The 21,343-nt window shown below is 67.3% G+C and carries 20 protein-coding genes; 10 read left to right on the plus strand and 10 right to left on the minus strand.

Features of this window, described 5'->3' with window-relative positions; genetic code table 11:
* The first annotated feature begins 14 nt into the window (after window positions 1-14).
* On the plus strand, window positions 15-920 hold the full coding sequence (locus OGL92_RS02750; RefSeq protein WP_263140072.1) for a hydroxymethylglutaryl-CoA lyase: 906 nt from the start codon (window positions 15-17) through the stop codon (window positions 918-920).
* A 31-nt stretch (window positions 921-951) separates the two neighbouring features.
* Here the strand turns inward: OGL92_RS02750 and OGL92_RS02755 are convergent, their stop codons facing one another.
* The 4 genes from OGL92_RS02755 to OGL92_RS02770 form a co-directional block, all read right to left on the minus strand.
* Window positions 952-2,370: a TIGR00366 family protein gene (locus OGL92_RS02755; RefSeq protein WP_263140077.1), complete on the minus strand. Its 1,419-nt coding sequence runs from the start codon at window positions 2,368-2,370 to the stop codon at window positions 952-954.
* Between the two features lie 318 nt (window positions 2,371-2,688).
* Window positions 2,689-3,870 (minus strand): acetyl-CoA C-acetyltransferase, encoded by a 1,182-nt coding sequence (locus OGL92_RS02760; RefSeq protein ID WP_263140079.1) that lies wholly within the window; start codon window positions 3,868-3,870, stop codon window positions 2,689-2,691.
* A gap of 49 nt (window positions 3,871-3,919) precedes the next feature.
* Entirely contained in the window at window positions 3,920-4,582 is a 663-nt protein-coding gene (locus OGL92_RS02765) for a CoA transferase subunit B (protein ID WP_263140081.1), read from the minus strand.
* Between the two features lie 84 nt (window positions 4,583-4,666).
* Entirely contained in the window at window positions 4,667-5,365 is a 699-nt protein-coding gene (locus tag OGL92_RS02770) for a CoA transferase subunit A (RefSeq protein ID WP_263140083.1), read from the minus strand.
* Window positions 5,366-5,491: 126 nt separating this feature from the next.
* Between OGL92_RS02770 and OGL92_RS02775 the strand changes: the two genes are divergently transcribed.
* From OGL92_RS02775 to OGL92_RS02815, 9 genes are all read left to right on the plus strand, one after another.
* Window positions 5,492-6,406, plus strand: coding sequence for a LysR family transcriptional regulator (locus OGL92_RS02775; RefSeq protein ID WP_263140084.1), 915 nt, complete (start codon window positions 5,492-5,494; stop codon window positions 6,404-6,406).
* A gap of 235 nt (window positions 6,407-6,641) precedes the next feature.
* A complete protein-coding gene (locus OGL92_RS02780; protein ID WP_263140087.1) occupies window positions 6,642-6,920 on the plus strand; it encodes a peptidylprolyl isomerase in 279 nt (92 codons plus the stop codon).
* Between the two features lie 213 nt (window positions 6,921-7,133).
* Window positions 7,134-7,919: a DeoR/GlpR family DNA-binding transcription regulator gene (locus tag OGL92_RS02785; protein WP_263140089.1), complete on the plus strand. Its 786-nt coding sequence runs from the start codon at window positions 7,134-7,136 to the stop codon at window positions 7,917-7,919.
* 287 nt (window positions 7,920-8,206) lie between these two features.
* The gene (locus OGL92_RS02790) at window positions 8,207-9,430 is read left to right on the plus strand and encodes an aspartate aminotransferase family protein (protein ID WP_263140271.1); all 1,224 of its coding nucleotides are present in this window, start codon (window positions 8,207-8,209) and stop codon (window positions 9,428-9,430) included.
* On the plus strand, window positions 9,427-10,392 hold the full coding sequence (locus tag OGL92_RS02795) for an inositol monophosphatase family protein (protein WP_263140090.1): 966 nt from the start codon (window positions 9,427-9,429) through the stop codon (window positions 10,390-10,392). The genes OGL92_RS02790 and OGL92_RS02795 overlap by 4 nt, the downstream gene beginning before the upstream one ends.
* Entirely contained in the window at window positions 10,389-11,423 is a 1,035-nt protein-coding gene (locus tag OGL92_RS02800) for an alcohol dehydrogenase catalytic domain-containing protein (protein WP_263140091.1), read from the plus strand. The genes OGL92_RS02795 and OGL92_RS02800 overlap by 4 nt, the downstream gene beginning before the upstream one ends.
* Window positions 11,423-13,249 (plus strand): beta-galactosidase, encoded by a 1,827-nt coding sequence (locus OGL92_RS02805; RefSeq protein ID WP_263140093.1) that lies wholly within the window; start codon window positions 11,423-11,425, stop codon window positions 13,247-13,249. The genes OGL92_RS02800 and OGL92_RS02805 overlap by 1 nt, the downstream gene beginning before the upstream one ends.
* The gene (locus OGL92_RS02810) at window positions 13,246-14,445 is read left to right on the plus strand and encodes an MFS transporter (protein ID WP_263140098.1); all 1,200 of its coding nucleotides are present in this window, start codon (window positions 13,246-13,248) and stop codon (window positions 14,443-14,445) included. The genes OGL92_RS02805 and OGL92_RS02810 overlap by 4 nt, the downstream gene beginning before the upstream one ends.
* An 18-nt stretch (window positions 14,446-14,463) precedes the next feature.
* The gene (locus tag OGL92_RS02815; protein WP_263140102.1) at window positions 14,464-15,111 is read left to right on the plus strand and encodes an HAD family phosphatase; all 648 of its coding nucleotides are present in this window, start codon (window positions 14,464-14,466) and stop codon (window positions 15,109-15,111) included.
* A 55-nt stretch (window positions 15,112-15,166) separates the two neighbouring features.
* On the opposite strand, the gene OGL92_RS02820 is transcribed toward OGL92_RS02815, so the two are convergent.
* From OGL92_RS02820 to OGL92_RS02845, 6 genes are all read right to left on the minus strand, one after another.
* Window positions 15,167-16,636 carry a TolC family protein gene (locus tag OGL92_RS02820; protein ID WP_263140104.1) on the minus strand — a complete coding sequence of 490 codons (1,470 nt, stop codon included), beginning with the start codon at window positions 16,634-16,636 and terminating at the stop codon, window positions 15,167-15,169.
* Window positions 16,633-17,523: an HlyD family secretion protein gene (locus tag OGL92_RS02825; RefSeq protein ID WP_263140105.1), complete on the minus strand. Its 891-nt coding sequence runs from the start codon at window positions 17,521-17,523 to the stop codon at window positions 16,633-16,635. The genes OGL92_RS02820 and OGL92_RS02825 overlap by 4 nt, the downstream gene beginning before the upstream one ends.
* Window positions 17,520-17,729, minus strand: coding sequence for a DUF1656 domain-containing protein (locus tag OGL92_RS02830; protein WP_263140106.1), 210 nt, complete (start codon window positions 17,727-17,729; stop codon window positions 17,520-17,522). Before OGL92_RS02830 ends, OGL92_RS02825 begins: the two co-directional genes overlap by 4 nt.
* Entirely contained in the window at window positions 17,726-19,813 is a 2,088-nt protein-coding gene (locus tag OGL92_RS02835; RefSeq protein WP_263140108.1) for an FUSC family protein, read from the minus strand. The genes OGL92_RS02830 and OGL92_RS02835 overlap by 4 nt, the downstream gene beginning before the upstream one ends.
* The gene (locus tag OGL92_RS02840) at window positions 19,810-20,259 is read right to left on the minus strand and encodes a MarR family transcriptional regulator (RefSeq protein ID WP_263140110.1); all 450 of its coding nucleotides are present in this window, start codon (window positions 20,257-20,259) and stop codon (window positions 19,810-19,812) included. The genes OGL92_RS02835 and OGL92_RS02840 overlap by 4 nt, the downstream gene beginning before the upstream one ends.
* Window positions 20,260-20,437: 178 nt before the next feature.
* Window positions 20,438-21,319 (minus strand): LysR family transcriptional regulator, encoded by an 882-nt coding sequence (locus OGL92_RS02845; protein WP_263140111.1) that lies wholly within the window; start codon window positions 21,317-21,319, stop codon window positions 20,438-20,440.
* Window positions 21,320-21,343 lie beyond the last annotated feature (24 nt).

Here is a 21,343-nt window from a genome sequence, read left to right on the forward strand (position 1 = left end):
TTGGAGAAGCCCTTATGAACATGCCCACACGGGTACGCCTGGTGGAGGTCGGCCCGCGGGACGGCCTGCAGAACGAAAAACAGCCCATCGGCGTCGAGGACAAGGTGCGTCTGGTGAACGACCTCGCCGAAGCCGGCCTGGGCTATATCGAAGTGGGCAGTTTCGTGTCGCCCAAATGGGTGCCGCAGATGGCCGGCAGCGCCGAGGTGTTCGCGCGTCTGCCGCGCCGCGACGGGGTCGTCTACGCCGCCCTCGCGCCCAACCTCAAGGGGCTGGAGGCAGCGCTGGAGTCGGGCGTGGAGGAAGTGGCGGTGTTCGCCGCCGCCTCCGAGGCCTTTTCCCAGCGCAACATCAACTGCTCCATCGCCGAGAGCCTGCAACGCTTCGGCCCGCTGATGGAACTCGCCGGAGCCCGCCGGGTGCGGGTGCGCGGCTATGTGTCCTGCGTGCTCGGTTGCCCCTATGAGGGCGAGGTGGCGCCGCAACGGGTCGCCGAGGTGGCACGGGAGCTGTTCGCCATGGGCTGTTATGAGGTCTCCCTGGGCGACACCATCGGCACCGGCACCGCCGGCGCGACCCGGCGCCTGTTCGAGACGGTCGGCCGGGACGTGCCGCGCGAGCGGCTCGCCGGGCACTTCCACGATACCTACGGCCAGGCCCTGGCCAACCTCTACGCCAGCCTGCTGGAAGGCGTCTCGGTGTTCGACGCCTCGGTGGCCGGCCTGGGCGGCTGCCCCTACGCCAAGGGCGCTACCGGCAACGTGGCGACCGAGGACGTGCTCTATCTGCTGAACGGTCTGGGCATCGAGACCGGCGTCGACCTCGACCGCCTGATCGCGGCCGGCCAGCGCATCTGCCAGGTGCTTGGCAAGGAGAACGGCTCGCGCGTGGCCCGCGCGCGGCTGGCCAGCACCGGTTGAACGAGAGGCGGGGCCCGCGCCCCGCCCTCCCTCAAGGCTGGAGCGGCGGGAGGTAACTCAAGGTATTGCCCAGCGCCCAGAGCAGGAACAGTACCAAGGGAAAGTGCACCAGCAACTGCACGAAGGAAAAGCCGATCAGGTCGCGGGCCTTGAGCCCCAGCACACCCAGCAGCGGCAGCATGTAGAACGGATTGATCAGGTTCGGCAACGCCTCGGCCGCGTTGTAGATCTGCACCGCCCAGCCCAGGTGGTACTGCAGGTCGTTGGCCACCTGCATCACGTAGGGCGCCTCGATGATCCACTTGCCCCCGCCCGAGGGGATGAAGAAACCCAGCACCGCCGAGTACACGCCCATCAACAGCGCATAGGTGTCGTGGGAGGCGATCTGCGCGAAGAAGGTCGAGAGGTGATGGGCCAGGGTCTGGCCGTCGCCGCCGGCCACCTTGGTCAGGATCGCCGCGATGGAGCCGTACAAGGGGAACTGGATCATCACGCCGGTGGTGGCCGGCACCGCCCGGGCCACCGCGTCGAGGAAGCTGCGCGGACGCCAGTGCAGCAGCGCGCCCGCCATCAGGAACAGCAGGTTGTAGGTGTTCAGCCCGGAGATCGCCTCGATGGCCGGCTTGCTGGCGAACTCCTCGAACAGCCAGCCCGCGGCGAGGATCGCCAGCAGCACGATCAGCAGCGGGCTGTGCTCCAGCCATTCGCCCGGGCGCGTCGGCCGCGCGCTCGGCTCCACGCGGACGCTCACCTCCACGCCGCAGGCATGGGCATCCCGCGCCGCGCTCGCGCCGGGCGCGGTGACATAGGCGACCACCAGGGACACCAGGATCAGCGCCAGCAACATCGCGCCGGACTGCCAGAGGAAGATGGTCTGGGTGAAGGGAATCATCCCGGTGATCGCCAGGATCGACGGAGGCAGGCTGGCCGGGTTGGCCTGCAACTGCGCGGCGGACGACGACAGGCCCAGCGCCCACACCGCGCCGAGTCCCAGGTAGGCCGCGGCGCCGGCGGCGCGATAGTCCATCTTCAGCGATTCGCGACGGGCCAGGGCGCGCACCAGCAGCCCGCCGAACACCAGGCTCAAGCCCCAGTTGAGCAGCGACGCGAGCATCGACACCAGCGCTACCCAGCACACTGCGGAACGACCATTCCGCGGCACCCGCGCCAGCAGATCGATGAGGCGCGAGGCCGGCGCCGAGCTGGCGACGACATAGCCGCCGATCACCACGAAGGCCATCTGCAGGGTGAAGGGGATCAGGCTCCAGAACCCGTCGCCGAAAGCCTTGGCGGTTTCCCGCGCCGGCGAGCCAAAGGCCATCGCCGCCAGGGCGACGACCACGACCGCCACGGCGGCGAAGACCCAGGAGTCGGGGAACCAGCGTTCCGCCCAATTCGAGCAACGCAACGCGAACCGCGCGAAGCGGCTCTCTTCGATCGGTGTAGCCATGGGATTACCTCATCTTGTTATTGTTCTTGTCGACACGCGGGCACCGGGCCGTGAGCTCTTCCGCCGCAGAGGGGGCGAAGGCGCTCCATCCGCCTTCCTCAGGTATAGCAAGCCGTTCGGTCGCCTGGGCCTAGCCAGACGCTGTTCGACAGGCCATCGAACCCGCCCCAGGTGGGACGGCGCGCGAGCCTCTGTCACCGATGCCGAGGGGGGCTTTACAAGACGATTACCGATGCGGCGGCAGCGGCGCCTTTGCGAACGGAGCCGGGCGCCATTTCGCGAAGGGACGCCGCAAGGCGTCCCTTCGGGGCCTGCGCCTCAGTCGCGACGCAGTGCGAGGGCCACGCCCTGCCCTCCGCCGATGCACAGGGTCGCCAGGCCCTTGTGGGCATCGCGGCGGATCATCTCGTGCAGCAGGGTCACCAGCACCCGGCAGCCGGATGCGCCGATGGGGTGGCCGAGGGCGATGGCGCCGCCATTGACGTTGACCTTGTCGGCGTCCCAATCCAGCTCCCGGCCCACCGCCAGCGCCTGGGCGGCGAAGGCTTCGTTGGCTTCGATCAGGTCCAACTGTTCCAGGGACCAGCCGGCTTTCTCCAGGCAACGACGAGTGGCGGATACCGGCGCTATCCCCATGATCGCCGGATCGACCGCCGCGCTGGCATAAGCCTGGATGCGGGCCAGCACCGGCAGGCCCAGGGCCTTGGCCTTGCCCTCGCTCATCAGCAACACCGCGGCGGCGCCGTCGTTGAGGCTGGAGGCGTTGCCGGCGGTGACGCTGCCGTCCTGCTTGAACGCCGCCTTGAGCTTGCCGAGGGCTTCCGCCGTGGTGCCGGCGCGCGGCTGTTCGTCGGTGGCGAAGTTCAGCGGCTCGCCCTTGCGCTGGGGGATCGACACCGGGGTGATCTCGTCGGCGAACCGGCCAGCCTCGATGGCGGCCACGGCTTTCTGCTGCGAGGCCGCGGCGAAGGCGTCCTGGGCCTCGCGGCTCACCGCGAAGCGCTCGGCCAGGTTCTCTGCGGTGATGCCCATGTGGTAGTCGTTGAAGGCGTCCCACAGGCCGTCGCTGATCATCGTATCGACCACCTGCCCATGGCCCATGCGCAGGCCGGTGCGCGCCTTGGGCAGCACGTAGGGCGCCAGGCTCATGTTCTCCATGCCGCCGGCGACGACCACGTCGGCATCGCCGCAGCGGATCGCCTGGGTCGCCAGGTGCAAGGCCTTGAGCCCGGAGCCGCAGACCTTGTTGATGGTCATGGCCGGCACGCTTGGCGGCAGGCCGGCCTTCAGCGCGGCCTGGCGCGCCGGGTTCTGTCCCGAGCCGGCGGTGAGGACCTGGCCGAGGATCACTTCATCCACGGCGGCCGGGTCGAGGCCGGTCTTCTCCAGCAGCGCACGGATCACCGTGGCGCCCAGCTCGGGCGCAGGAATCTGCGCCAGGCTGCCCTGGAAACTGCCGATGGCGGTACGGGTGGCGGCAACGATTACCACATCTTGCATAACGGAACTCCTGAGGGGCGGCCCGCCAGGCGGGCCGCGACGATCGAACCTATTCGGGGAAGCTCATTTCCACCACGTCGTCCGGCACGATCAGGCGGCCGGCGGTCTTGGCGACGATTTCCTCGACGCTCACGCCGGGCGCCCGCTCGCGGAGCACGAAGGCGCCGTCCTCGATTTCCAGGTAGGCGAGATCGGTGAGCACCCGGCGGATGCAACCGCGCCCGGTCAACGGCAGGGTGCATTGCGGCAGCAGCTTGGATTCGCCGTCCTTGGACGCGTGGGTCATGGTCACGATGATGTTGTCGGCGCCGGCCACCAGGTCCATGGCGCCGCCCATGCCCTTGACCAGCTTGCCGGGGATCATCCAGGAAGCGATGTTACCTTCCACGTCCACCTCGAAAGCCCCCAGCACGGTCAGGTCCACGTGACCGCCACGGATCATGGCGAAGGACTCGGCGGAGGAGAAAATCGCCGCCCCGGTGCGCGCGGTCACGGTCTGCTTGCCAGCATTGATCATGTCGGCGTCCACCTCGGCCTCGCTGGGAAAGGCGCCCATACCCAGCAGCCCGTTTTCGGACTGCAGCATCACGTCGATGCCCTCGGGCATGTAGTTGGCCACCAGCGTCGGGATGCCGATGCCCAGGTTCACGTAGTAGCCATCCTTCAACTCGCGGGCCACGCGCTGAGCCATTTGTTCGCGGGAAAGTGCCATGGCACGAAACCTCTTATCGTTTAGCGGTTTTTGAGCGGCGGCGGCGCGCGACGAAAGCCGACGCACCGGACATGCCGCCAGGGATCAGGCGCGCAGCGTGCGTTTCTCGATACGTTTCTCGAAGCTGCCCTGGATGATGCGATCGACGTAGATTCCCGGCGTGTGGATCTGGCTGGGCTCCAGCTCGCCGGGCTCGACGATTTCCTCCACTTCCACCACGGTGATCCTGCCGGCGGTGGCGACGATCGGGTTGAAGTTCTGCGCGGTGTGGCGATACACCACGTTGCCGAAGTGATCGGCCTTCCAGCCCTTGACGATGGCGAAGTCGCCGGTGATGGCCTCTTCGAGGATGTAGTGGCGGCCGTTGAATTCGCGCGCCTCCTTGCCCTCGGCGACCGGGGTGCCATAGCCGGTGGCGGTGTAGAACGCCGGAATGCCGGCCCCGCCCGCGCGCATTTTCTCCGCCAGGGTGCCCTGGGGGGTGAGCTCCACTTCCAGCTCGCCACTGAGCAATTGCTGCTCGAACAGCGCGTTCTCGCCCACGTAGGACGCGACCATCTTGCGGATCTGCCGGTCTTCCAGCAGCACGCCCAGGCCGAAGCCATCGACGCCGCAGTTGTTCGAGACCACGGTCAGCCCGCGCACGCCGCGGCGGCGGATTTCGGCGATCAGGTTCTCCGGGATGCCGCACAGGCCGAAGCCTCCGGCCAGGATGGTCATGTCGTCGGTCAGGCCTGCCAGGGCTTCCTCGTAGCTGCCCACTCGCTTGTCGAGTCCACTCATGATGCTGTGCACCTCTTGTCGTTATCGGAACGGCAGCGCGCTGCCGGGACACCGCGTGGAGCTTCACCGCTGGGCACTGATTTGTTAAGTTTGTTTTTCCAATCGTTTGATCATAAGAACAAATCAATGACCGTCAAGCAATTGCGTGCCTTCCTGGCCGTGGCGCAACACCTCAGCTTCGCCCAGGCCGGCGAGCGCCTGCACCTGTCGCAGCCGGCCCTGAGTCTGGCGATCAAGAGCCTGGAAGAATCCCTGGGCGGCCCGCTGCTGGTGCGCACCACCCGCAGCGTCGCCCTGACGCCCGAAGGCGAGACCCTGCTGCCGGTGGCGCGGCGCCTGCTGGCCGACTGGGACAACGCGGAGGAACTGGTGCGGCAGCACTTCACCCTGCAGCTGGGCAAGGTGTCCATCGCGGCCATGCCCTCCTTCGCCGGCAACCTGCTGCCGATGGCCCTGAGGAGGTTCCGCGACCGTCACCCGCGGGTGAACGTGGCGGTGCACGACGTGATCAACGAAGAAGTGCTGGAGATGGTGCGCAACCGGCGTGTCGAGCTGGGCGTCGCCTTCGAGCCGGAGAGCCTGGAAAGCCTCGATTTCATCCCCTTCTATACCGACCGTTTCGTCGCCGTGGTGCCCGGCGACTCGGCCCTGGTCGCGCGCGACCGGGTGAGTTGGGCCGAGTTGCTGGAAGACCCCTTCATCACCCTGCAGCGCCCGTCCGCGGTGCGCCTGCTGCTGGAGGAAAGGGTGTCCGCCCGGCATGGACGCCTGCCGGTGGCGTTCGAGAGCCACCAGTTGGTCACCGTCGGGCGCATGGTCGCCCAGGGCCTGGGCGTCAGTGCCGTACCGAGCCTGTGCATCCGCCAGATGGAGGAACTCGGCGCCCGTTGCGTGGCCCTGCACGATCCCCAGGTGGAGCGCCGCGTGGGGCTGCTGCGCCGGACCGACCACAAGCTATCGACGGCGGCGCAGGCGTTGAGCGACGTCCTGCTGCAAGTCGTCGACTGGCAGGCCCTGAGCCTGCGTCCGGGCGCCGACTGAGCGCCCGGGTCATGCCCCGCGAAAGGAGCCCGTCGGCCGTGTGCAGAAAATCCGACGGCGCCCCGGTCGGTCGGGATGGAAAGCCGAGACGCTGGAAATCCACCGTGGCGGCAACCAGAATGGCGCGCCGGCCGTCCCGGGGCACCGCCGTTCGCACCCCGGTTTCGCACCCACCCCATGGCCACCAGGCCGGCTTCTCAGCCGCCGTCAGCCCACAGGTTCAACAAGGATTCCCATGGCAAAAGCACTCGCCCGTCACATCCTCGTCAAGACCGAAGAGGACGCGCTGAAACTGAAGAAACGCCTGAGCGAGGGCGACGACTTCGCGCAACTGGCACGCCGTCATTCCCTGTGCCCTTCCGGCAAGCGCGGCGGCGATCTGGGGGAAGTCCGGCCGGGTCAGATGGTCCATGCGATCGACAAGGCGATTTTCAAACAACCGCTACGGGTGGTGCAGGGCCCGATCAAGAGCAGCTTCGGCTATCACCTGTTGCAGGTGTTCTATCGCGAATGAAGAAGATGCCTCAGAAGGCATAAAAGCCCCTTCCAGAATGCTCGTTCGCCGCCCGGCCTGCTTAATGATTCGGTAAGAAAGGTATGGCATATAGCCTTTGAACGTTCAGCGATTTGTGCGTACTTTTTTAAAGCAATTGGTGATTTTGTATTTACTTGACCCAATGATCCCCATTGCTATACGTTTGGGCACGTTTTCAAGGGAGTGAAAAACATGCCGAAAGTCAGCGCCGACGCCCTGGTTCCCCGCGAACGTCGCGATTACATCATGGAACGGCTGACGCGTCAGGGCAAAGTCCTGGCCGTGGACCTGGCCAGGGATCTTGGCGCAACAGAAGACACGATTCGGCGTGATTTGCGCGACTTGGCCTCGAACGGCCAATGCAAACGCATCTACGGTGGCGCCCTGCCGCTGTCCCCGGCCAGCCAGCCCTTGTCCGAGCGCGTGGACGAGACCCCTGGCCGCAAGCAAGCCCTCGCCCGCGCCGCGGTCACCCTGGTCAAACCGCGCCACGTGCTGATCATCGATGCCGGCTCCACCAACGTGGCCATCGCCGCGCACCTGCCGAAAGACATGCCGCTCACCGTGGTGACCAATGCGCCCAGCGTCGCCGACGCCCTGAGCGGCCACGACCAGGTCGTGCTGATCCTGCTGGGCGGCCTGGTAAACAAGCGGATCGGTGCCGCCGTCGGGGTACGCACCCTGCGCGACGTCATGTCCACCCATGCCGACCTGTGCTTCCTCGGCGTCTGCGCGCTGGATGCCCAGGCGGGCCTGGCGGTGTTCGACTCCGAAGAGGCGGAGTTGAAGAAGGCCATGATCGAGGCCAGCGAAAAAGTCGTGGTGGCGGCCACCATGGAGAAACTCGGAACCCGAGCGGCCTTCCATATCGCGGCCGCCCAGCATATCGGCTGCCTGGTCGTGGAAAAGGATACCGAACCCATGCGCCTGAATGAGTTTTCCCGCCTGGGAATCGATGTCCTGAAAGCCTCCCAGTGAATCCTTAAACCATCGGTCATTGACCGTCGTCCGCGCCATTCCCAACGCCATTCACAAGAACTCCAAGGAATTCTCGATTCCGCATAGGCGGGATCCGGAGGGAGAGCTTTCGCCCCTTTCCCCGGGCGAATTGACTGGATCGCACAGGCAGTATCTGGCAAGCAAGCTGTCCCGTAGCACCGCCATCGTCTGGTTGTCATGGCTCATCGAACTTAACCCTGATGAGGTGAACAATGGAAAGTGCACTGGCAGTCGAAGAACTCTATTACCCGGTCAGCCCTGTAAAGATGGTGCACGGCGAAGGTATTTATCTTTATGACTCGGAGGGTCGGAGTTATATCGATTGCGCATCGGCGACATTCAACTTGAGCCTGGGTTATTCGCACCCCGCGGTGATTTCCGCCATGAAGGACCAGGCGGACAAACTCATCCATATCACGTCCTCTTTCCAGAGCGACCCCATCAACCAGTTGGCGCACAACCTGCTCTCGGTATCCCCCGCCAACATGACCCGGGTGCACCCGAAGGTTTGCAGCGGCTCCTCGGCGAACGAAGGGGCGATCAAGATGGCCCAGCGCGCCACCGGCAAGAGCGAAGTGATCACGCTGTTCCGCAGCCACGTCGGGCAGACCATGATGATGGCCTCGATGTCCGGCAACGCCTTCCGCAAGGCGCCCTTCCCGATCCAGTTCCCCGGTTCGCTGCAAGTGCCCGACCCCTATTGCCACCGCTGTTTCTACGGCAAGAAGCCCGGCGAGTGCGGCGCCCACGGCATGCTCTGCGTGGATCGCATCGAGGACTTCATGGAATACGCCAGCAGCGGCCAGGTCGCGGCCATCCTGGTGGAGCCGATCTCCGGCAACGGCGGCAACATCGTGCCGCCGGACGGTTATTTCCAGAAGCTCCGCGCGCTCTGCGACAAGCACGACATCGCGCTGATCTTCGATGAGATCCAGACCGGAATCGGCCGTACCGGGCATATGTTCGCCGCCCAGTATTTCGGCATCGAGCCGGACGCCATCACCACCGCCAAGGGCCTCGGCGGATCGGGCGCCCAGGTCGCGGCGATCATCACCAACAAGCGCCTGGAAGGCCTGCCCTCCCACCACCACTCCTTCACCTACGGCTCCAACCTGCTCGCCGCCGCGGCCGCCAACGCCACGCTGGAAATCGTCAAGCAGCCGGAATTCCTGGCCAACGTGCGCCTGACCGGCAACTACATCCTCGACCGCCTGTACGACATGCAGAAGCGCCACCGCTTCATCGGCGACGTCCGCGGCGTCGGCCTGATGATCGGCTTCGAGATCGAGAACCCGGACGGCTCGCCCAACGTGGCGCTGACCAACGAACTGGCCGACAAGGCCATGAAGTACGGCCTGATCATGCGCACCTCGCGCTACGGCTTCGGCAACGTTCTGAAGATCCGGCCGCCGCTGACCTTGACCTACCGCGAGGCGGAGGAAATCTGCGACCGGCTGGAAACCCTGTTCAGGGAGGAAATGGGCGCATGAAAGACTTCCTCCTCGGCCTCGGCCAGCATGTCCGCAAGGAGTTGCAGCTTTATGCGGACAAGGGCCTGAACCGCTTCGTCCACGGCGACTCGCCCGGCGGCGACGCCCAGTTCGACATCGACGAAATCGCCGAGAAGGCGGTCGTCGACTACGTGAGGGCGCACACGTCGGAACCCATCGCCATCTACACCGAGGATCAGTCGCTGATCGAGATCGGCGAGAACCCGCGCTCGATCCTGGTGATCGACCCGATCGACGGCACCCGGCCCACTTCCGCCGGCCTGGAGATGGGCATGATTTCCCTGGCCCGTGCCCCGTTGGTGGATGGCAAGGCGTGCCTGGACGACGTCGACGCCGCCTTGCTGATGGAGATCAAGAGCGGCGCCTGGCTCTATGGCGACAAGACGCTCGGGCTGGTCAGCGACGGCTTCCGCCAGCGGATTCCCAACCTCAGCCCGACCCGCGAAACCCGCTTCATGTTCTGGTCGATCGAATTCAATGGCCATCCCATGGGCCTGATGGCGGACGCCTACGCCCACCTCGTCGACACGTCGGCGAACAGCGGCGGGGTCTTCATCTTCAACAGCGCCACCTATTCCATCAGCCGCATCATCACCGGCCAGCTGGATGCCTACGTCGACATCGGCAACCGGGTGCTGAAGGACCATCCGCAGACCGAGGCGGCCTTCCGCAAGGCCGGCCGCGGCTCGATCCTGCACCTATTCCCCTACGACATCGCCGCCGCAGTGTTCCTGGCGAAACTCGCCGGGGTGACGATCACCGACGCCTACGGCAACAGCCTGGGCGGCACCGACCTGATGGACATCACCCCAGCCAACCAGCAGTCCTGCATCGCCGCCTCCACCCCCGAACTGCACGCCGCCCTGCTCGCGGAAATCACCTGGGAGCTGGGCCGGCCGCGCGCGCAACACCCCCTATCGGTAACCGGAGAACACGCATGAAAGCGCTCGTATTGAATGGAAGCAATGCCCTGGAACTGAAGGACCACCTCACCCCGGAAATCCGCCAGGACGACGACGTGATCGTCAAGGTGGTGCAGACCGGTATCTGCGGCACCGACCGCAGCATCCTGGTCGGCAAGTTCAGCGCCAAGGCCGGCACCATCCTCGGCCACGAGTCGGTCGGCGTGGTGGAGGCCGTCGGCCGCCAGGTCACGTCGCTGGTCCCGGGCCAGCGGGTGATCATCAACCCGACCCTGTACTGCGGCAGTTGCCCGGCCTGCCTGGAAGGTCACCTGAATTTCTGCCAGAACAAGAGCGGCAACGAGGTCGGCGTCGACCGGCACGGCGCCTTCGCCGAATACATCGCCCTGCCGGCGCGGTTCTGCCATGCGATCCCGGCGGGCATGAGCTTCGACCGCGCGGTGATGGTCGAGCCCCTGGCTTGCGCGCTGAACAACATCGAGGCGACCCGCCTCAGCGCCGGCGAGACCCTGGTCGTCGTCGGCGGCGGCCCCATGGGCATCGTCTCGGCCATGCTCGCCCTGTCCATGGGCGCGCGGGTCTGGGTGGTGGAGCCCGACGCCTTCCGCCGGCGCGCCTGCCAGGCGATCTTCGAAGGCCAGGAACGCTTGTCCCTGGCCGCGCCCGGCGACGCCCGGCTGCTGGGCCTGGCCGACGTGGTCGTCGAATCGGTCGGCAATCTGCTGGAAAGCAGCCTGGAATACGCTAAACCCCGTGGCCGCCTGGTGATCATGGGCTATAACAGCAAGGCCACCGCGACGGTGAAGCCGCTGGAAATCCTCATGCGCGGCCTGAGCATCATCGGCGCCGGCGACTACAACAGCCACATCTTCCAACGGGCGATCCGCATCGCCACCCAGTTGCCGCTGGAACGCATCATCACCGCACGCTTCCCCATGGAGCACTACGAGGAAGCCTTCGCCGCGCTCTCGCCTTCGCCGGACAACCCCTACGCCGCGTTGAAGGTCCTGATCGTCGCAGACAGCGAAAAGGCCAAGGAGGCCGCCTGATGAAAGAACGAGTCGCGTCCATTCTCCCGGCCCTCGGCCGGCCGGTCCTGATCGGCGAGTACCCCTACTACCGGGCCTCGCCGACGGACTGGGAAGCCAACCTGAACCAGCTCAAGCGCAACGGAATAGACGTGGTCTCGTTCTATATACCCTGGCGTTTCCACGAGGTGCGCGGGGCCGACGCCCTGCATTTCGACTTTTCCGGCGCCACCGACCCGCAGCGCGACCTGCTGCGGCTGCTCCGGCTGATCTCCGCCGCCGGCCTCAAGGCCGTGGTCAAGCCCGGTCCCTTCATCCACGCGGAAGTCCAGTTGGGCGGGCTGCCCGACCGGCTCTGCGACGAACAACGCTACTGCCCGATCACCGGGATCACCGGCAAGCCCCTGCTGTCCCAGGGGCGCAGGCTGCCCAGCCTGTTCGATCCGGCGGTACGCCTGCAGGTCGGGACCTGGCTGGAAGAGGTCGAGGACCGGGTGGTCCGGCCCCATGCCGCGCCGGCCGGGCCGATCGTCGCGCTGCAACTGGGCAACGAGGGGATCTTCAGCGACGCCGGCCTGCCGCTGGAGCGGCAGGATGCCTCGGCACCGGCGCTGACCGCCTTCTGGGCCTGGATGCAGGGGCGCGAGCAGGATGCCACCGCGCTGGAGAAACGCACGCTGGGGGAGTCCCTCGACGTGCTGCATAGCGAATGGCCGCGCTGGGCCGGGGTCGCCATGCTCGACGCCTGGCGCTGGCTGGACGGCTTCCACAGCCCGCGGTTGCCGCGGCTGGTCAACGTCCCGCTGGTGCGCCCGGACGCCCAGCAGAACGCCTTCGCCGGCTGGATGGCGCGGCACCTGGCGTTCCGCGACAGCGGCTATCACGTCGGACATACCGAATGGGTCGGCAACGCCGCCAGCGATCGCGGCGCCTTCATGTCGCACCTGCTGGGCATCGTCGCCGGCCGCACCGATACCCTGGAGGCCAACTGGGGCTTCACCTGGGCCGATGCGTCGTTCGCCCAGCCCCATGTGCCGCTGTTCCACGCCCTGCTCGGGCTGCTCCTGGGCTCGACGTCCTGCAGCGTCTATACCGCCTGCGCCACGGAGCACTGGGGCCAGGAGATCGACCTGGACCCGCAGGGCCTGCGAGCCGACGGTTTCGACCCCGCGCTCTACGGGCCGCCCTATTGCCCGGGCGCGCCGCTGCGAGAGGACGGCGGAACCTCGGCTAACGTCGTGGCCCTGCGCTGTCTCTCCGCCTTCCTGCACGACTTCGGCACTGACTTGCTGGACAGCCAGTTGGTGACCGCCGCGACCATCCAGTTGAGCCGCCAGGCGATCATCGAGGCGGCCTCCGTGCGGGCTTGCGACAGTTGGGTGGAAACCCTCTGCGATACCGTGGAAGAACTGCTGTTCAAAGCGGGCCTGCTGGTCGCCCTGGAACTTGAAGACGCCACCCCGGGCAGCCCGACCCTGCGCATCGAGGGCGGAGCGGATGACCTGGAACGCCTGCAGCGCTTCGCCTCGGATGCCCTGTCCAGGGAAAACCAGCCGAGTGTCGCCTGCCGCAGCCGTTACGGCCTGACCGCGGTGATCCGCCGGCAGAGCCAGGATGGCCGGACCCTGTTCCTCGGCCTGTTCAACCCGAGCGCCACGGCGGACGTGGTGACCCTGAGCCACGCCGGCGAGGAAAGCGTCCTGCGCCTGCCGGCCGGCGCCGCCAGCCTGCGGGTCCACGTGGACGGCGAACTGATCGGCGCCCTGGACACCCAGGGCGCCGACCTGCAACCGCGTTGGACGGACTTCCCGCCCCTGGCGGCGACCCACGGGGAGGAGCGGCCATGAGCGCCCAGGCGGAAGGTCTCTACCTGAACGAGCCGGTCCAGGCGGCGTCGGCCCTGGGGGTGGCCGCGTCCTGCTTCGGCTTCGTGGTGATGGGCGCCCTGCAAGCCTTGTACGGGCCAGCCATTCCCCATTTGCTGGAGCGCTTCGGCATCGGCACCGCCGAGGCCGGCATGAGCCTGAGCGCGCACTTCATCGGCGCGCTGGTGGGCGTGCTGCTCTTCCACAAGGTCTATGGCTCGCTGAGCAATCGGCTGTCCCTGGGGCTTTCCTATGGGCTGATGGCACTGGGATGCCTGCTGTTCGCCTACGCCCAGACCTGGCCGTTGGCCCTCGCCGGCGCCTTCGTCATCGGCCTGGGCTTCGGCGGCGGCGACTTCGGGCTGAACTTCATCTTCTCCATCGGCTTCGGCAAACGCAGCGTCGCCATGGTGAACCTGCTCAACGCCCATTTCGGCATCGGGGCCATCGCCGGGCCGGCGCTGGTCGGTTGGTTCGGCGCCGAACACTACCAGGCGATCTTCCTGGGTTTCGCGCTCTGCTCGATCCTGCCGGCGCTGTTCCTCGGGCAGATGGCGCGCTCCCTGGGCGATCCGCCGCCGACCCGGACCGGGCATGCCGCCACGCGCCACGGCGCCTTGGCGATCATGGCGGCGTTCTTCGTGATCTACATCTTCCATGTCGCCATCGAGACCGGGGTCGGCGGCTGGGAGCCGACCCACCTGGAAGCCCTGGGCTATGGCGCCGCCTTCGCCGCCACCGCCACCTCGCTGTACTGGCTGGCGCTCACCGGCGGCCGCTTCTTCGCCGCCTGGCTGGGGCTGCGCTGGAGCTCCGAGCGGATGATGCGGGTGAGTTGCATCGGCATGACCCTGTGCCTGGTCGCGGCGCTGGTTCCGCAACTGGCGGCCATCGCCTACATCGGCGTCGGCCTGTTCATCGCGCCGATCTTCCCCACCGGGCTTGCCTGGCTGAACCGCGTAGTGCCCGCCGCCCGTGCCAGCACCGCCTACGTCATCGCCGCCTCCATGGTCGGCGGCATCGCCTTCCCGCCGCTGATCGGCAAGCTGATCGAAACCCAGGGGGTATCCAGCGCGCCGCTGTTCATGGCGTTGCTGTCGCTGCTGTGCACCGGCGCGACCTTTGCGATCATCCGCGGCACCCGGGCGGCCTTGGGCCCCTCCACCGGAACCCCCTGAAACGAGGAACTACGCGCCGTGGAATACGCCCGCCCGAAGGAACACCGCCCCGAACCGGGCAAGCCGGTACTGCTTTTCGACTTGTTCGGGGTCATCGCCAGGCATCAGTTGGAAGAGGACAAGCGCCGTCTGCAAGGCCTCGGCCAGGCCGACAGCGCGGCCTTCTGGAGCGCCTATTGGGAGCACCGCACGCCCTACGACCGCGGGCAACCGGCCGAGGTCTATTGGCGAAGGGTTGGCCAGGCCTTGGGCAGGGACTACTCGGCCACCCGAATCGACGAGCTGGTGGAGGCCGACGTGGACAGCTGGAGCCGGATCGACGAGGGCATGGTGGATTACCTGCATCGGCTGGACGGCGACGGCTACCGTCTGGCGCTGCTCTCGAACATCCCCCACGAGCTGGCGGAGCGCTATGAAAGCCGTCAGGACTGGCTCGGGCTCTTCGCGCTGCGCGGTTTCTCCTGCCGTATGGGTTGCGCCAAGCCCGACCCGGCCGCCTACCGCTGGTGCTGGGAAAGCCTGGGTTGCCGGGCCGCCGAGGTGCTGTTCATCGACGACCGCGAGGTGAACGTCGCGGCGGCCGAGGCCCTCGGCATGGCCGGGCATGCTTTCGGCGGCCTGGCGGGGCTGCGCGAGTTTCTCAGCCCCGATACCCCGGCCGGGTAGCCGAACGGCCGCCAAGGGCCGCCCGGGGAAACCTGCCCGCTGTTTCGCGCCAGGCCTAGGGCTGGCGCGGCCCGCCGGTCGCCGCGGGCTGCCCGGCGGGCACCGCCTCGTCCGTGCCCCAACCGCCGCCCAGGGCCAGGAACAGGTCGATACGACTCATGGCGACCTGGGTCTCCGCCGCTGCCAGTTGCCCGCGCACGTCGGTGTAGGTGCGAGTGGCCTGCAGATCGGCGAGGAAGGACTCGCGTCCCGCCTGGAAGAACCTGTGGGTCTGCTCGGCCGCCTGCTGCGCGGAGCGTTCCGCCTCGGCCAGGGCATCGCGACGCTCCAGCAAGGCGGTGTACTGGACCAGCGCGGTCTGGGTTTCGCGGATGGCGTTGAGCACCACGCCGTCGAAGTGCGCCAGCGCCGCCTGGGTGGACGCCTCCGCTTCCCGGATGCGCGCACGGGAGCCGTTGGAGGGCACCGTCCAGCTCAGCAACGGGCCGAAGCCCCAACGATTGGTGGCGGGCTTGCCGAGGTTCTCCAGGATCCCGACGCTGCCGACGGTCGCGCCGATGCTGATGTCCGGATACAGCTCGCCGGTGGCGATGCCGATCCCCGCGGTGGCGGCCGCCAGCCGCCGCTCGGCCTGGCGCACGTCCGGGCGCCGCTTGAGCAGCGCCGCGCCGTCGCCCACCGGCAGGACCTGGGCGATCGTCGGCAGGTGGGCGCAGTCGTTCAATCCCGCGGGCAGGCGCTCCAGGGGTTCCGCCAGGAGCATGGACAATCTGAACAGCCCGGCTTGCCGGGCCGCGTCGTAGCGCGGCAGGTCGGCGCGCAGCGACTTGAACTGGGTCTGCGTCCGGGTCACCTGGGTTTCGTCGCCCCGACCGGCGTCGCGCAGGCGCTGGACCAGGGTCAGGCCCTGCTCCTGCAAACCGAGAGAGCGCTCGGCGATTTCACGTTCCTCGTTGGCCGCGCAGACCTGGGTATAGGCGCGCACCACATCGGCCACCAGGGTGACCCGGGCGATGTCCGCGGCCGCCTGGGTGGCGTCGGCATTCGCCCGCGCGGCCTCGATGCCGCGTTGCAACACGCCGAACAGATCGAACTGATACGAGGTACTGAGGGCGATGCTGCCGACGTTGGCCACCGGGACCTTGGCCGGTTGCAGAAAGGCTTCGCCCGATTCCTGGATGCGCTCGACGGCCACCTTGGCGCCGCTGCTGAAGCCTCCGGCCGCCTGGGCTTCGTTCACCTGGGCGCGGGCGCGGGCGAGGTTGGCCGCGGCTATCCGTAGATCGGTATTGGACGCCAGGGCCCGACGCACCAGTTCGTCGAGGCGCGGGTCCTGGTAGAGCCGCCACCAGTCCGCCGGCACCGGCGCCGAGACCACGTCCGCGTCGCCGACGGCCAGCGCGCCTTGCAAGTCCGGGCGATTCAGCGCGGCCTGTTCCGGCAGGTGGTAATCGGGCCCGACCACCTGGCAGGCCGACAACGTCAGGCCCAGTCCCACCGTGGCCAGGCGTAACGAGGCTTTCATCGCGCCGCGCCCTCCCCGGTCCCGTCATCGACGATCGACACGGTGGCGGTGCGGCCGGCGATCATGCGGAAATCGGCCGGTACTTCATCGAAGGCGATGCGCACCGGGATCCGCTGCGCCAGCCGCACCCAGCTGAAAGCCGGGTTGACGTTGGGCAGCAGGTTGGAGCCGCTGCTGCGGTCGCGGTCCTCGATACCGGCGGCGATGCTCTGCACGTGCCCGCGCAGCCGGGTGTCGTCGCCCACCACGCGGATGTCGACGGTCTGGCCGATGCGGATGCCGGAGAGCTTGGTCTCCTCGAAATAGCCGTCGATGTGAAAGGAATCGCCGTCCACCACCGAGAGCACCGGGCGCCCCGCGTTGACGAATTCCTGCGCCCGCGGCGCACGGTCGTTCAGGTAGCCGTCGACCGGACTGCGGATCACCGAGCGGTCGAGGTTGAGCTGCGCGGCGTCCACCGCCACCTGGGCCTCGGCCAGCGCGGATTGCGCCCGCATCTCGCGGGACAGGCTCTCCTCCACCTGCTCGCGGGCCACCAGGTTGCCCAGCTCGCGGTTGCGCCGGGTCTCGCGGCGCGCCTGCTCATAGGTTTCCTGGCGTTCGGCGACATTGGCCTTGGCCTGGCGCAAGGCCAGGCGAAAGCGGTCCTGGTCGATGGTGAACAGCACCTGGCCGCGCTTCACCGCCTGGTTGTCGCGCACTTCCACCGCCTGGATCAGGCCGGAGACGTCGGGCGCGATCTGGATCACGTCGGCGCGGATGTGTCCGTCCCGGGTCCAGGGCGCGAACATGTAGTACATCACCATGCGCCACACCACCACGGCGGCGAAGCACACGACGATCAGGGTCAGGACCACGCGGCCCAGGGTCAGCAAAGGTTTCTTCATGTCATCAGGTATCGACTAAGCGTATCTACCGCGCCCAGCAGCAGTGCGTAGAGACCGACGTTGAACAATGCCCGGTGCCAGACCAGGCGGTAGAAGTGGATGCGCGTCAGCAACGCGTGCACCACCAGGTAAAGCAGATAGGTCAGCCCCATCATCACCAGCAGCGTAGGCAGGAATACCCCGCTGATATCCAGATCGCCGATCACAGGGGCGCCCCCCCGAGGCCGTAGGCGCCCCGAACGTCCTCGACCGCCTCCATCACCGCCTCGACCCCCGGCAACAGCGCCAGGCGCAAGCCACTGAGGGCGTGCAGCAGGTGCGGGCGGGCGTCGTTCTGCGCGGCACCGGGCTCCACGCCCAACGCCTGGCGCGCGCGCTCCATGCTGTTCAGCAGCGCCGGCGGCGCCGGTAAGCGAGCGCGGGCGTCCAGGCAGGCCTGGAAATGGCTGCCCACCTCGCCGACCACCTGGCGCAGTACCCGCTGCGGCTGCTCCGGCATGCGTGGCAGATAGGCCAGCAGGTCGAGCAGGTTGAGCGCCACCCGCAGCTCGCGCAGGGCGATGCCGGTGTCCTGCTTGGTGATCGCCAGGCGCGGCAATTGTTGCATCAGCCGGTCCAGCATGCGGACCCCCATCCGCCGGTGTTCCGCCAGAGTGGCCGGGCGAGAGAGGGCGACGATGTCCTGCCAGGAGAAGCGGGTCAGGCGCCGGGCGGCGAACTCCACGCCGAACGGCCGCACCGCCAACGTCCAGATGAAGGCGAACAACAGCCCCACCGGGCCCGCCAGATTGGAATTGATGAACACCATGAAGTCGGCGTCGTAGGCGCCCTGGATGCTGATGAAGGATGCGGTGTTGACGATGGTCAGCAAAGTGCCCAGGTAGAAACGCGGCTGCACCGTGAGGGTACCGATGCATATGAAGGGCACGGCGAACGCCAGCACCAGCATGGGGAAATCGTGCAGGTTCGGCAGCACCAGAAACAGGTAGAGGCTGGCGAAGAGCACCGACAGCGCCGTCCAGAAGAAGAACCGGTAGATCTGCGGCGCCGGATCGTCCATGGCGGCGAAGAAACTGCAGGCCACCGCTGCCAGGATCACCGCGCTGCCCCCGTCGGTCCAGCCCAACTGGATCCACAGCAGCGACGCGACGCAAATCGCGATGATCGCCGACGCCGCCGAATAGAACATCAGGCCGCGATCGAAGAAAGGAGTGAGCCGGCCCAGCCGCCAGTGACGATAGACCGCCCGCCAGGGTGCCTGGCTTTCGGTGAGGATGGCGTGCTGCAGGCTGCGGCAATCCTGCCAGAGGTCGATCCATTCGCCCAGGCGGTAAAGCGCGTTGGAAAACAGCAATTGGCAGGGATCGTCCAGTTGTTCCTGGGCCGGGCGCATCCGATCCAGGCTTTCGTGCAGCGCCTCCCAGGACTCCAGGGCCGCGCCCGCGCGGGTGCCTTCCAGCCAGGCGCGCACCTCGCCGATCAACGGCGCCAATTCGGCCATCCGCTCGGGCGCGCGGGCCTCCAGGGCCGTCCAGGCATCGTCCAGCGCCGCCACCACCGGCAACAGGTGAATCATCCGCCCGCGCAGTTCCTTGGCGTTGCGCACGGTTTGCGGCCGGGCACCCTCGTGGGGCAACTGGCCGATCATGGGCTCGAGGCTGTTGAAGGTGGTCACCATGGAAGCAGCGAGGGCCGCGATTTCCTCCGGCTTGGCCTCGCGGGCCAGGAAGCGGTCGCTGTAGAGCGCGGCGTCGGCGAACCAGCGCCCGGCGGCATCCATCAGCACCGGCGCCAGCCGGCGTGGCCAGAACATGGCCCCGACCACGGCCGCGCACACGATGCCGAGGAGGATTTCCTCGGTCCGCGAAACCGCCACCTCGAACACCGCCTGCGGGTTGTCCACCACCGGAAAGGCGATCATCGGCAGGGTGTAGCCGGCCAGCATCAGCGCGTAGCTGTTGGCGGTGCGCAAGTGCATCGAGAGGAACAGCAGCACGCCGGTCCAGAGTGCGATCACCAGGGCCAGCAGATAGGGTGTCTGCACCAGCAGGGGCACCAAGAACACCGCGGCCGAAGCGCCGAGCAGCGTGCCCAGCGCGCGATAGAGCGCCTTGGAACTGGTGGGGCCGACGAAGGGGCTGGACACGATGTACACCGTGGCCATGGCCCAGTAGGGCCGGGGCAGCTGCATGATCAACGCGATGTACAGCGCGAGCATCGAAGCGCCGAAGGTACGCACGCCGTAGAACCAATCCCGCGCCGGCGGCACGCTGCTGAAGAAGCCGTTCAAGAGGCCACCGTCCCCGCCTGTCCCGCCGCCTCGAAGGCTTTCAGCACGCGCAGGGTCGCCTCCAGGTCCGCGGGATCGATGCCCTCCAGCACGTCGCGACGCAAGCGGATCAGTTCTTCCTCGATGGCCAAGGCCAAGGCGCGTCCGCTTTCGGTCAGGTTGAGGGATTTGGCGCGGCGGTCGGCCGCATCCTCGCTGCGGCAGACATAACCGGCCGCGCAGAGTTGGTCCAGCAAACGCACCAAGGAAGGCCCTTCCAGGCCCGCGGCATGGGCCACGGTCACCTGCCGAACGCCATCGCCCAGGCGGGCGATCATCAGCAGCGGCACGGCGCAGGCTTCGGAAATGCCGTAGTTGACCAGGGTGTTCTGGCACATGCGACGCCAATGGCGAGCCGCAGCGACCATGCCACTGCTGATGCTCAGGCGGAGCGAATCGGAATTCATAGGGGGGAGACTGCGCGCATACATAGTTTGCTAACTATCAATATCCACGAGCCGCGCGACGCCGTCAATCCGGCGGCGATGAAGCGCCGAGCCACCGGGCATCGCGGCCGGCTTCGGAATGACGCGGAAACGGCTGGCGGTCGATCGCCAGGCCGCTCTCAGCGCGCCCGGAAAGGGTTCAGCGAGTTTCGCCGATGATCCGCACGAACTCCCTGGCCGCCTTGCGCAAGGGCCTGGCGCGCAGCCAGACCGCGTGCACGGGCAATTTCAGCTCGTTCGCGGTGTTGCGGAAACGAATGCGCTGCAACCTGCCCTGGGCGAACAGCGGCTCCACCACCGGCAGGGGAAAATTCCCCCAGCCGATGCCCGCCTCCACCATTTCGATCGCCATCGACAGGCTGTCGGTTCTCCAGAAGGACTCGCCCAACAGCGGACGGGTATCGGCGAGGGGCCGGTCGCGGCTGGCCACCAGGATCTGCCGGATGGGCACCAGATCCTCCAGGTAAAGGGCCTCGCGATTTTCAAGGGCGGGGTGACGGGGCGACAGCGTGGCGACCAAGGATTCGTCCCCCACGTACTGGAACGCTTCGCGGACGTCCACCCCGAGCCCGGCGAAGGCCACGCAGAGGTCCAACCGGGCCTCGTGCAACAGCGCGAGGATGTCGTCCTGTGGGGCGGTCGACACCTCGATTTCCAGCAACGGGTAGCGGCTCGCCAGGGTTTCGATGCCCGCCAGCAGGAAGCGCGTGTCGATATCTGCGGCGATGCCCAGCGAAAGCCGGCTTTCCAGGCCGCTGGACAGTTCGAGGGCATGCACCTGGAGTTGCTTGAGCTGGTGCGCGACCAGGCGGGCATGGGGCATCAGCGATCGCGCCTGGGCCGTGGGTACCGGCTCGCGGTGGGAGCGGTCGAACAGGGCAAAGCCCAGTTCCGCTTCCAGGTTGGCGATACCCATGCTGACCGCCGAGGGCACTCGTCCCAGCGCCCGGGCAGCCGCCGAGAACGAGCCGTGTTCGATGACGGCGAGGAACAGTTGAATGGTGTCGCTGGAAAAACTCACCGCGCTTCCCTTCTATAAAACTGA

Origin of the sequence: Pseudomonas sp. RIT-PI-AD, from assembly GCF_025642785.1 — a bacterium.
In the GTDB taxonomy this organism is placed as follows: domain Bacteria; phylum Pseudomonadota; class Gammaproteobacteria; order Pseudomonadales; family Pseudomonadaceae; genus Pseudomonas_T.